The sequence below is a fragment of the Burkholderia sp. EMB26 genome (assembly GCF_024730645.1).
Lineage (GTDB): Bacteria > Pseudomonadota > Gammaproteobacteria > Burkholderiales > Burkholderiaceae > Burkholderia > Burkholderia cenocepacia.
In genome coordinates this window covers 2,026,381-2,039,165 of the sequence record NZ_CP078070.1, presented here as the reverse complement: position 1 = coordinate 2,039,165, position 12,785 = coordinate 2,026,381, and the positions used below count along the sequence as shown (strand labels likewise).

12 protein-coding genes are annotated in these 12,785 nt (G+C 66.6%); all 12 read left to right on the top strand.

What is annotated here, in order from left to right:
* Positions 1–36 precede the first annotated feature (36 nt).
* The 12 genes from rlmN to KU887_RS09520 all read left to right on the top strand — a co-directional run bounded on the left by rlmN (position 37) and on the right by KU887_RS09520 (position 12,754).
* Positions 37–1,176, top strand: a complete 1,140-nt coding sequence (gene rlmN, locus KU887_RS09575; RefSeq protein ID WP_080331677.1) for a 23S rRNA (adenine(2503)-C(2))-methyltransferase RlmN — start codon at positions 37–39, stop codon at positions 1,174–1,176.
* A 163-nt stretch (positions 1,177–1,339) separates the two neighbouring features.
* Positions 1,340–2,356, top strand: a complete 1,017-nt coding sequence (locus tag KU887_RS09570) for a helix-turn-helix domain-containing protein (protein ID WP_012492656.1) — start codon at positions 1,340–1,342, stop codon at positions 2,354–2,356.
* A gap of 112 nt (positions 2,357–2,468) precedes the next feature.
* Complete coding sequence (gene ispG / locus KU887_RS09565; RefSeq protein WP_006483314.1) at positions 2,469–3,773, top strand: flavodoxin-dependent (E)-4-hydroxy-3-methylbut-2-enyl-diphosphate synthase; 1,305 nt, start codon at positions 2,469–2,471, stop codon at positions 3,771–3,773.
* A gap of 20 nt (positions 3,774–3,793) precedes the next feature.
* Positions 3,794–5,134 (top strand): histidine--tRNA ligase, encoded by a 1,341-nt coding sequence (hisS, locus tag KU887_RS09560; RefSeq protein WP_006483311.1) that lies wholly within the window; start codon positions 3,794–3,796, stop codon positions 5,132–5,134.
* A 55-nt stretch (positions 5,135–5,189) separates the two neighbouring features.
* Entirely contained in the window at positions 5,190–5,819 is a 630-nt protein-coding gene (locus tag KU887_RS09555; RefSeq protein ID WP_006478678.1) for a tetratricopeptide repeat protein, read from the top strand.
* Positions 5,820–5,860: 41 nt separating this feature from the next.
* Positions 5,861–7,006, top strand: a complete 1,146-nt coding sequence (gene bamB / locus KU887_RS09550) for an outer membrane protein assembly factor BamB (RefSeq protein ID WP_006483316.1) — start codon at positions 5,861–5,863, stop codon at positions 7,004–7,006.
* A 247-nt stretch (positions 7,007–7,253) separates the two neighbouring features.
* Entirely contained in the window at positions 7,254–8,591 is a 1,338-nt protein-coding gene (der, locus tag KU887_RS09545) for a ribosome biogenesis GTPase Der (RefSeq protein ID WP_006493685.1), read from the top strand.
* A 141-nt stretch (positions 8,592–8,732) separates the two neighbouring features.
* Positions 8,733–8,972, top strand: coding sequence for an RNA chaperone Hfq (gene hfq / locus KU887_RS09540; RefSeq protein ID WP_006399927.1), 240 nt, complete (start codon positions 8,733–8,735; stop codon positions 8,970–8,972).
* A gap of 72 nt (positions 8,973–9,044) precedes the next feature.
* On the top strand, positions 9,045–10,217 hold the full coding sequence (gene hflX, locus KU887_RS09535; RefSeq protein WP_006483315.1) for a GTPase HflX: 1,173 nt from the start codon (positions 9,045–9,047) through the stop codon (positions 10,215–10,217).
* Positions 10,218–10,264: 47 nt separating this feature from the next.
* Positions 10,265–11,611, top strand: coding sequence for an FtsH protease activity modulator HflK (hflK, locus tag KU887_RS09530; protein WP_258250031.1), 1,347 nt, complete (start codon positions 10,265–10,267; stop codon positions 11,609–11,611).
* Positions 11,612–11,626: 15 nt separating this feature from the next.
* Positions 11,627–12,526 (top strand): protease modulator HflC, encoded by a 900-nt coding sequence (gene hflC, locus KU887_RS09525; protein ID WP_006485903.1) that lies wholly within the window; start codon positions 11,627–11,629, stop codon positions 12,524–12,526.
* Between the two features lie 36 nt (positions 12,527–12,562).
* Entirely contained in the window at positions 12,563–12,754 is a 192-nt protein-coding gene (locus KU887_RS09520) for a DUF2065 domain-containing protein (protein ID WP_006478685.1), read from the top strand.
* Positions 12,755–12,785: the final 31 nt, after the last annotated feature.

Below are 12,785 nucleotides of genomic sequence, written 5' to 3'. Positions count from 1 at the left end.
AGGCAGGATTCAGCGCACGCGGCAAGGCAGCACATCATGACGAGCGAAACTTCCGTCAATCTTCTCGACTTCGATGCCGAGGGTCTTGTCGCGTACTGCGGCAGCCTGGGCGAGAAGCCGTTCCGCGCCAAGCAATTGCAGCGCTGGATCCACCAGTACAACGCTGGCGATTTCGACGGCATGACCGATCTCGCGAAGTCCCTGAGGGGAAAACTCAAGGGCCGCGCGTCGATCGTGATGCCGGAGATCGCCAGCGATCACGTTTCCACCGACGGCACGCGCAAGTGGCTGATCGACGTCGGAAACGGCAATGCGGTCGAAACCGTGTTCATCCCGGAAGAGACGCGCGGCACGCTGTGCGTGTCGTCGCAGGCCGGGTGCGCGGTGAACTGCCGCTTCTGTTCGACGGGCAAGCAGGGTTTCTCCCGCAACCTGTCGACAGCCGAAATCATCGGCCAGCTCCGGATGGCCGAATTTGCATTGCGCGCGTCGCTGGGCCGCGCGCCCGGCCCGAACGGCAAGGCCGAACGGGTCGTCACCAACGTGGTGATGATGGGCATGGGCGAGCCGCTCCTGAATTACAGCGCGGTCGTCCCCGCGATGCGACTGATGCTCGACGACAACGCGTACGGCCTGTCGCGCCGCCGCGTCACGCTGTCGACGTCCGGCGTGGTGCCGATGATGGACCGCCTCGGCGCCGAGTTGCCGGTCGCGCTGGCCGTTTCGCTGCACGCGCCGAACGATGCGCTGCGCGACGAGCTGGTGCCGCTCAACAAGAAGTATCCGCTTCGCGAGCTGATGGCCGCGTGTCAGCGTTATCTGAAGGTCGCGCCGCGCGACTTCATCACTTTCGAATACTGCATGCTCGACGGCGTCAACGACACCGAAGCGCATGCGCGCGAACTGCTGGCCGTCACGCGCGACGTGCCGTGCAAGTTCAACCTGATCCCGTTCAATCCGTTTCCGGAATCGGGCCTCATCCGCTCGAAGCCGGAGCAGATCAAGCGCTTCGCGCAGGTTCTCATCGACGCGGGTGTCGTCACGACCGTGCGCAAGACGCGCGGCGACGACATCGACGCCGCGTGCGGGCAGCTGGCCGGCGCGGTGAAGGATCGCACGCGCCTCGCGGAACGAACGGGCGCAGCAGGAAAAATCATCGAAGTTCGGGCAGTTTGACGGGGGCACCTGGCCGGGGTGCCCGAACCCTTTGGCGGTGCAACACGCGAATAGCGATCGGTCGCGGCGCCTCGGCGCCGCGCAGGGTATGAACAGTTGCGGGTGCCGGCCGGCGGGAGTCGGCGGCGGCCGCCAGTGAAGAAGAATCGACGCGAGGACAAGGATGAGTGAGCCGCAGCCGTCTAACGGCGCAGAGACGAATGCCGCGAAGCCGGCACCGGCGGGACTGGAATCGCTGGCGGCGGTCGGCAGCCGGCTGGCGCAGCTTCGGGAGACGAAGGGCTGGTCGGTCGACGACGTGTCGGCGCGACTCAAGGTCGCACCGCAAAAGCTCCGGGCGCTCGAGGCCGGCGACATCAGCCATTTGCCCGGCGTGACGTTCGCGCTCGGGGTCGTGCGCAGCTATGCGAAGATGCTCGGCGTCGATCCGGAACCGTTCGCGCAGGCGCTGCGCCGCGAGCGCGGGGTGCCGGAAGTCGACCTGTCGATGCCGGCGTCGTCGGGCACGGATCTGCCGCGCGGCCGCGTGTCGATTCCGCTCGGCGGCTCGTCGCGTCACCATCCGTGGCTGTGGGGGACGGGGATCGTCATCGTCGCGGTGGTCGCCGTACTGATGTGGCACACTGGCGGCGATTCGTCGAGCCTGCTCGCACGCTTCAAGGGCGGCGACGCCGAGCATGCGTCGGCCGCGAGCGCGGCGACGGCATCGTCGGCTGCTGAAGAAGCGGCCACGAACGCCGCATCGGGCGCGGTGACGAATGCGGTTCCAGCCCCGGCTGCTGCATCGGCTGCCCCGGCGCAGGCGATCGCGTCGGCTGTTCCGGCGCCCGCGGCGCCGGTCGCGACTGCCGCTGCGTCGCAGCCCGTGGCGGCCACGGCGGCGGCAAGCACGGCCGCGCCGGCCCAGCCGGCCAGCGTCGTGGTGGCGGCCGGTCAGTCGATGGTCGAACTGAAGGTCAAGCAGGATTGCTGGTTCAGCGTGCGCGACAAGAACGGCAAGGAGCTGTTCTCGGCGCTGGTGCGCGCCGGCGAAACGAAGCAGGTGGCCGGTGACGGGCCGTTCAAGGTCACGATCGGCAACAAGGCCGGCCTCGACGCGGTTGCGTTCGACGGAAAACCGGTCGATCCGGCAAAATATTCGGCAGCGCGGGGTAACGTGGCGCGGTTCACGTTGCCCTGACGTCAAGCGCCGTGGCGAAGGCCTGTCGTCGATCTCGGCAGGCCGTGAGGGCACGGCGCTTTTTCAATTCATGCGCCGCGTCGCGGCGCATTCCGCGTAAATGGATCTATCGATGCAATCCGAAGCTCAATCCCCACGCAGCAGTCAGATTTGTTCAACCGAGCCGGTGTTCGGCGGGCATCAGCCGCGCCGCGTATCGCATGCGGTGGATGTCCGCTGGGGCGGGCAACTCGTGACGATCGGCGGCGACGCGCCGGTGCGCGTGCAGTCGATGACGAATACCGACACGGCCGACGCGATCGGCACGGCGATCCAGATCAAGGAACTCGCGAATGCGGGCTCCGAACTGGTGCGCATCACGGTCAACACGCCCGAAGCCGCGGCCGCCGTGCCGGCGATTCGCGAGCAGCTCGACCGGATGGGCGTGACCGTGCCGCTCGTCGGCGATTTCCACTACAACGGCCACCTGCTGCTGCGCGACTACCCGGGCTGTGCGGAATCGCTGTCGAAGTACCGGATCAACCCCGGCAACGTCGGTCAAGGCGCGAAGCGCGACACGCAGTTCGCGCAGATGATCGAGGCCGCGGCGAAGTACGACAAGCCGGTGCGGATCGGCGTGAACTGGGGCAGTCTCGACCAGGACCTGCTCGCGCGCATGATGGACGAGAACGGCGCGCGGGCGCAGCCGTGGGACGCGCAGAGCGTGATGTACGAGGCGCTGATCCAGTCGGCGATCGGCTCGGCCGAACGCGCGGTGGAGCTCGGCCTGGGCCGTGACCGCATCGTGCTGTCGTGCAAGGTCAGCGGCGTGCAGGACCTGATCGCCGTGTACCGCGAACTCGGCCGCCGCTGCGGCTTCGCGCTGCACCTCGGACTGACCGAGGCCGGCATGGGTTCGAAGGGCATCGTCGCGTCGACGGCGGCGCTCGGCGTGCTGCTGCAGGAAGGGATCGGCGACACGATCCGCATCTCGCTGACGCCGGAACCGGGCGCGTCGCGCACGGGCGAAGTGATCGTCGGCCAGGAAATCCTCCAGACGATGGGCCTGCGCTCGTTCGCGCCGATGGTGATCGCGTGCCCGGGCTGCGGCCGTACGACGAGCACGCTGTTCCAGGAACTCGCGATGCAGATCCAGACCTACCTGCGCGAGCAGATGCCGGTCTGGCGCAAGGAATATCCGGGCGTCGAGAAGATGAACGTCGCGGTGATGGGCTGCATCGTCAACGGCCCGGGCGAATCGAAGCACGCGAACATCGGCATCAGCCTGCCGGGTTCGGGCGAGAACCCGGCCGCACCCGTCTTCATCGACGGCGAGAAGGTCAAGACGCTGCGCGGCGAGCGGATCGCCGAGGAATTCCAGCAGATCGTCAGCGACTACGTCGCACGCAATTACGGCCGCACCGAGGCCCTGAACTAATTCGTCCACACACACGAACGATGACCGAACAGAAACGCAAGATCGAGAAGCTCACCGGCGTCAAGGGCATGAACGACATCCTTCCGCAGGATGCCGGCCTGTGGGAATTCTTCGAAGCTACCGTGAAATCGCTGCTGCGCGCGTACGGCTACCAGAACATCCGCACGCCGATCGTCGAACATACGCAGCTCTTCACGCGCGGCATCGGCGAAGTCACCGACATCGTCGAGAAGGAGATGTACAGCTTCACCGACGCGCTGAACGGCGAGAACCTGACGATGCGCCCGGAAAACACCGCGGCCGTCGTGCGTGCGTCGATCGAGCACAACATGCTGTACGACGGCCCGAAGCGCCTGTGGTACATCGGCCCGATGTTCCGTCACGAGCGTCCGCAGCGCGGCCGCTATCGGCAGTTCCACCAGGTCGGCGTCGAGGCGCTCGGCTTCGCGGGTCCCGATGCGGATGCCGAGATCATCATGATGTGCCAGCGCCTGTGGGACGACCTCGGCCTGACCGGCATCAAGCTCGAGATCAACTCGCTCGGCCTCGCCGAAGAGCGCGCCGCGCACCGCGTCGAACTGATCAAGTACCTCGAGCAGTTCGCCGACGTGCTCGACGAGGACGCGAAGCGTCGCCTGTATACGAACCCGCTGCGCGTGCTCGACACGAAGAATCCGGCACTGCAGGACATCGCGCAGAACGCACCGAAGCTGATCGACTTCCTCGGCGACGAATCGCGCGCGCACTTCGAAGGGCTGCAGCGCCTGCTGCTCGCGAACAACATTCCGTTCAAGATCAACCCGCGTCTCGTGCGCGGGCTCGATTACTACAACCTGACCGTGTTCGAGTGGGTGACCGACAAGCTCGGCGCGCAGGGCACGGTCGCGGCCGGCGGCCGCTACGATCCGCTGATCGAGCAGCTCGGCGGCAAGCCGACCGCCGCGTGCGGCTGGGCGATGGGCATCGAGCGCATCCTCGAGCTGCTGAAGGAAGAGGATCTCGCGCCCGAGCAGGAAGGCGTCGACGTGTACGTCGTGCACCAGGGCGAAACCGCGCGCGAACAGGCGTTCATCGCGGCCGAGCGTCTGCGCGACACGGGCCTCGACGTGATCTTCCACTGCAGCGCCGACGGCGCGCCGGCGAGCTTCAAGTCGCAGATGAAGCGGGCCGACGCAAGCGGCGCCGCGTTCGCGGTAATCTTCGGCGAAGAAGAGGTCGCGAACGGCACGGTGGGCGTGAAAGCGTTGCGCGGCGCGGGTGCGGAAGGGGAAAAGAACGTTCAGCAGACCGTACCGGTCGAAAGCTTGACCGAATTCCTAATCAATGCGATGGTTGCATCCGCCGAAGACGGCGACGACTGATCGCGCTGGCATCCGCTCGACAAGAAAAGCCTGAACAGGAAGGAATCGCTCGCCGATGAGTTATCACGACGAACAAGAATCGATTGAAAGTCTGAAGGCGTGGTGGGCCCGCTGGGGCAACCTCACCACGTGGATCGTGCTCGCGGCGCTCGTCGTCGCGGCCGGTTTCAACGGCTGGAACTACTGGCAGCGCCGTCAGGCTGCCGAGGCGTCCGGGCTGTACGAGCAGGTCCAGAAGGCTGCCGCCGCGAACGACAAGGCGACGATGGCCCGCGCGGCTGCCGACATGGAAGACAAGTTCGGCAGTACGCCGTATGCGCAGATGACGGCGCTCGCGGCCGCGAAGACGCTGTATGCGGCCGGCGACGCGGCCGGCGCGAAGGCACAGCTGCAATGGGCCGTCGATCACGCCAAGGACGACGAGTACAAGCAGATCGCGAAGCTGCGTCTCGCGTCGCTGCTGCTCGACGAGAAGGCGTACGACGCGGGCCTCGCGCTGCTGTCGGGTACGCCGGTCGATGCATTCAAGGGCCTCGTGGCCGATCGACGCGGCGATCTGCTTGCCGCGCAAGGCAAGACCGACGACGCGCGCGCCGCTTACAAGCTCGCGCTCGACGGCCTGTCGAAGGACGACCAGTCCGCGCGCCAGCTCGTGCAGTTCAAGCTGGACGCGCTCGGCGGCTGAATTCCGGTCCCCTCAACCTCTTAACTCTGCTTCGCTAACCGATGAATTTGCTGAAACGTTACGCTGTGCCCGTTGCCTGCGCGGCGGCTGTCCTCGCTTTGGCGGCTTGCTCGTCGTCGAAGGACGCGCGCCGCGTGCCGACGCCGCTCACCGAGTTCAAGCCCGTCATGGACGTGCAACAGGTCTGGAAGGCGAGCGTCGGCAAGGGCGGGCGCTACCTGTTCTCGCCGGTGGCCGTGGGCGACGCCGTCTATGCGGCGGGCGAAAACGGTTCGGTCGAGAAGATCGACGCGAAGACGGGCCAGACGCTGTGGCGCTCGAAGGTTGGTTCGGACCTGTCGGCCGGGGTCGGCAGCGACGGCAACCTGACCGCGGTCGGTGCGTTGAAGGGCGGCGTGTTCGTGCTGGGCCCGGACGGCAAGCAGCTGTGGAAGACCAGCGTGCAGGGCGAGATCTTCTCGCCGCCGCTCGTCGGCAACGGCCTCGTGGTCGTCCGCACGATCGACGGCCAGGTGATCGCGTTCAACGCGCAGACGGGCGAGCAGAAGTGGAACTACCGCAATCGTGCGGTGCCGCTGAACCTGCGCGTGTCGGCGGGCATGACGTTTGCGGGCGACGCGGCCGTGCTCGCGGGCTTCCCGGGCGGCGGTCTCGTCGCGATCAACCTGCAGACGGGCGAGCCGTTCTGGCAGACCCCGGTGTCGTTCCCGAAGGGCGTGACCGAGGTCGAGCGCATCAACGACGTCAGCGGTCCGCCGACGCTCGTGGGCGCGGAAACCTGCGCAGTGACGTTCCAGGGTCAGCTCGGTTGCTTCGATGCGAACTCGGGCCGGCCGCTGTGGGAAAAGCCGTTCTCGAGCCGCAGCGGCCTCGCGCAGGACGATTCGGTGGTCGCCGGCGGCGACGACTGGTCGGTCGTCACCGCGTACGACGCGGCCACGGGCAACCAGCTCTGGCGCAACGACAAGCTGAAGAGCCGTGACGTCGGCGTGCCGTACCTGCTCGGGCACGCGGTCGTGATGGGCGATTACAAGGGCTTCGTGCACTTCCTGTCGCGCGAGGATGGCAGCTTCATCGCGCGGATGAAGACCGACGGCAGCGCGATCACGGCGGCGCCGGTCCTCGCGGGCAATACGCTCGTCGTGCAGACGAAGGACGGTGGCCTGTACGGGTTCCGTCCGCGCTGACGCGCACGAAACAGGCGTGGCCGTGGCGCGTCGGGCAGGTCCCGCGCGCCGCGGCCGCGCGACTTGAAGGCGGCCGGCGTTCCCGGCCGCTCGGTATTTGAAAGGCAGTTCGAGACGAAAGACGACGGCGCGCAACGCGCGCCGGGCGCGCGCATCCGGCGCGGCGCGAATTCGTGATATTTTCATTCAGCGCAGCCGCCCGCAGCAGCGGGCCTCCCGCTGCTGCGCTTCACCGTAGAAAACACAGATGAAACCGGTCATTGCCCTCGTTGGGCGCCCCAATGTGGGGAAATCCACGCTGTTCAACCGGCTCACGCGCTCGCGCGATGCGCTGGTCGCCGACTTGCCGGGCCTGACGCGCGATCGCCATTACGGCGAAGGGCGCGTTGGCGAACGGCCTTACCTGGTCGTCGATACGGGCGGCTTCGAACCCGTCGCGAAGGACGGCATCCTGCACGAAATGGCGCGCCAGACGCGGCAGGCCGTCGAGGAGGCCGACGTCGTCGTGTTCATCGTCGACGGCCGTAACGGACTCGCGCCGCAGGACAAGTCGATCGCCGACTACCTGCGCAAGACCGGTCGGCCGATCTTCCTGGTCGTCAACAAGGCCGAGGGGATGAAGTACACGGCGGTCGCGACCGACTTCTACGAGCTCGGGCTCGGCGATCCGCGCGCGATCTCGGCCGCGCATGGCGACGGCGTGACCGACATGATCAACGAGGCGCTCGAAGTCGCGTACGCCGGCCAGCCCGAGGAAGCGGAGGAGGATGATCCGTCGCGCGGCATCAAGATCGCGATCGTCGGCCGTCCGAACGTCGGCAAGTCGACGCTCGTCAACGCGCTGATCGGCGAAGACCGTGTGATCGCGTTCGACATGCCGGGCACGACGCGCGATTCGATCTACGTCGACTTCGAGCGTAACGGCAAGAAATACACGCTGATCGACACGGCCGGCCTGCGGCGCCGCGGCAAGGTGTTCGAGGCGATCGAGAAGTTCTCGGTCGTGAAGACGCTGCAGTCGATCTCCGACGCGAACGTCGTCATTCTTCTGCTGGATGCGCAGCAGGACATTTCCGACCAGGACGCGCACATCGCCGGCTTCGTCGTCGAGCAGGGCCGCGCGCTCGTGATCGGCGTGAACAAGTGGGACGGCCTCGACGACCACGCGCGCGACCGCGCGAAAGCGGATTTGACCCGCAAGCTGAAATTCCTCGACTTCGCGAAATCGCATTTCATTTCGGCCGCGAAGAAGACGGGCATCGGCGCGCTGATGCGCTCGGTCGACGATGCCTACGCGGCCGCGATGTCGAAGCTGCCGACGCCGAAGCTCACCCGCGCGCTGATCGAGGCGGTCGAATTCCAGCAGCCGCGCCGTCGCGGCCCGGTGCGTCCGAAACTGCGCTACGCGCACCAGGGCGGCCAGAATCCGCCGATCATCGTGATCCACGGCAACGCGCTCGACGCGGTGACGGAAACCTACAAGCGCTACCTCGAAAACCGGTTCCGCGAAACTTTCTCGCTGACCGGGACTCCATTGCGCATAGAGTTCCGTTCGTCGAACAACCCGTACGCGGACAAGGGCTGAAGCACGTCCCGCAAGGGCTAGGCCGCATGGCCTACGCCCGGGCGGGGCAGGCAAAATCAGCTATAGTGTAGCGATTGGCGCCGGATCTCTTTTTCTTCGCCGCCAATCCAGATCAACCTGCAAAAAAAGATGGAGTACGCCATGAGCAACAAAGGGCAATTGTTACAAGACCCGTTTTTGAACGCACTGCGCAAAGAGCACGTTCCCGTTTCGATTTACCTCGTCAACGGCATCAAGCTTCAAGGGAACATTGAATCGTTCGACCAGTACGTCGTGTTGCTCCGTAATACGGTGACCCAGATGGTTTACAAGCACGCCATCTCGACGGTCGTGCCGGCGCGCCCGGTGAATTTCCACCCGGACGCGGAAGCCTCGTCCTAACCTATCGCAGCGGCCGGCATCCGGTCGCCGCGAGCGACCGATGCCAGCCGCCTTATCTTGACACCCGATAATTTGATCAACGCAGCGCTCGTCGGCATCGATTTCGGCAAGACCGATTTCGAAGCCAGTCTCGAAGAACTCAGTCTTCTCGCCTCCAGTGCGGGGGCCCGTCCCGCCGTCACCCTCACGGGTCGACGCGCCAGTCCCGATGCCAAGATGTTCATCGGCAGCGGCAAAGCCGAAGAATTGCGGCTCGCCTGCGATGCGCACAACGTCGAAATCGTCATCTTCAACCACGCCTTGGCGCCCGCCCAGCAACGCAATCTGGAGCAGGCACTTAACAGGCGCGTGGTCGATCGCACGAGCCTCATCCTCGACATCTTCGCGCAGCGTGCCCGCAGCCACGAAGGCAAGCTGCAGGTCGAGCTCGCGCAGCTTCAATACCTGTCGACCCGGCTGATTCGCGCGTGGACCCACCTGGAGCGGCAAAAGGGCGGTATCGGCCTGCGCGGTCCGGGTGAAACCCAGCTCGAAACCGACCGCCGGCTGATCGGCGAACGCATCAAGATGCTGAAGTCGCGGCTCGACCGGCTGCGTCGCCAGCACAGCACGCAGCGCCGGCAGCGCGCGCGCAGCGGCACGATGTCGGTGTCGCTCGTCGGCTATACGAACGCGGGCAAGTCGACGCTGTTCAATGCGCTGACGAAAGCGCAGGCCTACGCGGCCGACCAGCTGTTCGCGACGCTCGATACGACGTCGCGGCGCGTGTACCTCGGCGACGAGGTCGGGCAGATCGTCGTGTCCGATACGGTCGGGTTCATCCGCGAGCTGCCTCACCAGCTCGTCGCGGCGTTTCGCGCGACCCTCGAGGAAACGATCCATGCGGATCTGCTGCTGCATGTGGTCGATGCGTCGAGCGCGGTCCGGCTCGAGCAGATCGAGCAGGTCAACGGCGTGCTGCACGAGATCGGCGCGGACACGATCCGGCAGGTGCTGGTCTTCAACAAGATCGACGCCGTGCCCGAGCTGGCGGCCCGCGGCGACGCGGTCGAGCGGGACGAGTATGGTAATATTTCGCGCGTCTTTTTGAGCGCGCGCACCGGTCAGGGTCTCGATACGTTGCGTGCCGCCATCGCCGAAATCGCCTCCGCGGAACACCTTTCCAGCGCGACGTTACCCGACGCGCTCGATGGCACGTCCGCTGAACCGCACGAAGACCACACGATTTCCGAACACGGGCGCTAACCGGTCCCGGCCGGTTCGCCGGCGTCTAATCTGGTGAACAAACTCTGGTGAACGAATACAACGAGCGGAGTACCTGGCGGCGGATGCGCGCCTTGCTGTCGATCAACGATCCCCGCTGGGGACGCGGCGAAGGCAATGGCAAGGACGGATCCCGCCCCCGCGCGAACGAATCGAAGCGTCCGCAAGGCGGCGACGGCGACGGTCCGCCCGATCTCGACGAGATGTGGCGCAACTTCAACCGGCGCCTGAGCGGCCTGTTCGGCGGCAAGGGCGGCAACGGCTTCCGTCCCGACAACGGCCGGGCCGCACGGGTCGGCGTCGGCATCGTGATCGGCGTGCTGGTCGCGGTGTATGCGGGCAGCGGGCTGTTCGTCGTGCAGGAAGGCCAGACGGGCGTCGTGCTGCAGCTCGGCAAGCTGTCGGGCACGGTCGGCCAGGGCGTGCACTGGCGCGCGCCGTATCCGTTCGCGTCGCACGAGATCGTCGACACGTCGCAGGTCCGTTCGATCGAGATCGGCCGCAACAACGTCGTGCGTCTCGCGAACGTGAAAGAAGCCGCGATGCTGACGCGCGATGCCGACATCGTCGACGTGCGCTTCATCGTCCAGTACCGGATTCGTTCCGCCACCGATTACCTGTTCCGCAGCGTCGATCCCGAGCGCAGCGTGTCGCAGGCCGCGCAGGCCGCGGTGCGCGCGATCGTCGGCACGCGCAGCGCGGCCGACATGCTGAACCAGGACCGCGATGCGCTGCGCGAGCAGCTGTCCACCGCGATCCAGCGCGATCTCGACCGCTACCAGTCGGGGCTCGAGGTCACGGCCGTCACGATGCAGAGCGTCTCGGCGCCCGACCAGACCCAGGCCGCGTACGCCGAAGTCGCGAAGGCGCGCGACGAGCGCGAGGCCGCGAAGCGCGCCGCGCAGGCGTATGCGAGCGACCTGCTGCCGAAGGCGCAGGGCAATGCGGCGAAGCTCGTCGACGAAGCGAAGGCGTATGCCGACCGCGTGGTCACCGAAGCCGAAGGCGACGCGGACCGCTTCAAGCAGGTCTACGCGCAGTACTCGAAGGCGCCGGCGGTCATCCGCGAGCGGATGTACCTCGAGACGATGCAGGAAATCTATTCGAACGCGACGAAGGTATTCGTCGGCAACAAGGGTGGCAACAGCGTCGTGTATCTGCCGCTCGACAAGCTCGTCGAGCAGGGGCGGCAAAACACCGCGGCGTCGACCGGCGCATCCGCCGCCGATGCGGCGTCCGCACCGGCGGCAACCGTGCCGTCGGCAGCCGCTGCCGCGCCGGCGAGCGCCGCACCGGCCGCCACCGCGTCGGGCGTCGACGTGCTGCGATCGCGCGAAGCGTTTCGCAGCCGGTCGCGTGAAGACGATACGAAGTAACGGGGAGCGCAGAACATGAACCGAATCATTGCGCTCGTCGTCGCAATCGTGATCGTCGCCTTCGCGGCATCGTCGACGGTCCTCACCGTCGATCCGCGCCATGCGGCCGTGTTGTCGGGCCGCGACGGCACGCAGCCCGAGCTCGCGGGCCCCGGCGTCCACTTCAAGCTGCCGCCGCCGCTGCAGACGGCCACGCTGATCGACACGCGCCTGCAGTCGCTCGAGTCGTCCGATCCGCTGCAACTGGCAACCGAAGACAAGCACGACCTGCTCGTCGCGTATGCGGTGAAGTACCGGATCAGCGATCCGATGAAATATTTCACGGCGACGGGCGGCGACCCGGCGGCGGCGGCCGAACGGCTGTCCGGCGCGCTGAAGAGCGCGCTCGGCGACGCATTCGGCAAGCGGGCGCTCGACGATGCCCTCGGCGGTCAACGTGCGATCGCCGATGCGGCGCGCGATGCGACGAAGGCGAATGCGACCGGTTTCGGCGTCGACGTGGTCGACGTCCAGCTGACGCGCGTCGACCTGCCGGCCGCGCAGACGGATGCCGTCTATCAACGGATGATCGGTGCGTTGCGCGATCAGGCGGCGCAAGTGCGCGCGCAAGGCGCGGCCGACGTCGAGCAGATCAAGGCCGACGCCGAACGCGAGCAGCAGGCCGTGCTCGCGAACGCGTACAAGTCCGCGCAGACGATCAAGGGCGAGGGCGATGCGAAGGCCGCGACGATCGCCGCAGACGCGTTCGGCCGCGATCCGCAGTTCTATCAGTTCTACGCGAGCCTGCAGGCCTACCGGAATACGTTCAAGCGCAACGACATCATCGTCGTCGATCCCGACAGCGAGTTCTTCCGCTTCATGCGCAGCCCGACGGGCGGCGCCGCACCGGCGGCGCCTGCTCCCCGCAAACATTGACCTTGGGGCGCCGCGTCGAGCGGCGCCGTCGCTCGCATGGACCTGGCTGGCTCGTTGTTGCTCGCAGTAGCGCTGATGCTGATCATCGAGGGGGCGTTCCCCTTCGTGTTTCCCGTCGCCTGGCGCGACACGTTTCGTAGAATAGCCGAGCGGCCGCCGCATCATATCCGGATCGGCGGGCTGATCGTGATGGTGCTCGGGCTCGTGCTGCTGCTGCTCGCGACCTGACCGGAGCCCCGATCCGGACGGCGCATCCGCC

Excerpts from the sequence above, each read along its gene's own strand:
- rlmN (WP_080331677.1), top strand. The coding sequence starts at position 37 with ATGACGAGCGAAACTTCCGTCAATCTTCTCGACTTCGATGCCGAGGGT.
- KU887_RS09570 (WP_012492656.1), top strand. The coding sequence starts at position 1,340 with ATGAGTGAGCCGCAGCCGTCTAACGGCGCAGAGACGAATGCCGCGAAG.
- ispG (WP_006483314.1), top strand. The coding sequence starts at position 2,469 with ATGCAATCCGAAGCTCAATCCCCACGCAGCAGTCAGATTTGTTCAACC.
- hisS (WP_006483311.1), top strand. The coding sequence starts at position 3,794 with ATGACCGAACAGAAACGCAAGATCGAGAAGCTCACCGGCGTCAAGGGC.
- KU887_RS09555 (WP_006478678.1), top strand. The coding sequence starts at position 5,190 with ATGAGTTATCACGACGAACAAGAATCGATTGAAAGTCTGAAGGCGTGG.
- bamB (WP_006483316.1), top strand. The coding sequence starts at position 5,861 with ATGAATTTGCTGAAACGTTACGCTGTGCCCGTTGCCTGCGCGGCGGCT.
- der (WP_006493685.1), top strand. The coding sequence starts at position 7,254 with ATGAAACCGGTCATTGCCCTCGTTGGGCGCCCCAATGTGGGGAAATCC.
- hfq (WP_006399927.1), top strand. The coding sequence starts at position 8,733 with ATGAGCAACAAAGGGCAATTGTTACAAGACCCGTTTTTGAACGCACTG.
- hflC (WP_006485903.1), top strand. The coding sequence starts at position 11,627 with ATGAACCGAATCATTGCGCTCGTCGTCGCAATCGTGATCGTCGCCTTC.
- KU887_RS09520 (WP_006478685.1), top strand. The coding sequence starts at position 12,563 with ATGGACCTGGCTGGCTCGTTGTTGCTCGCAGTAGCGCTGATGCTGATC.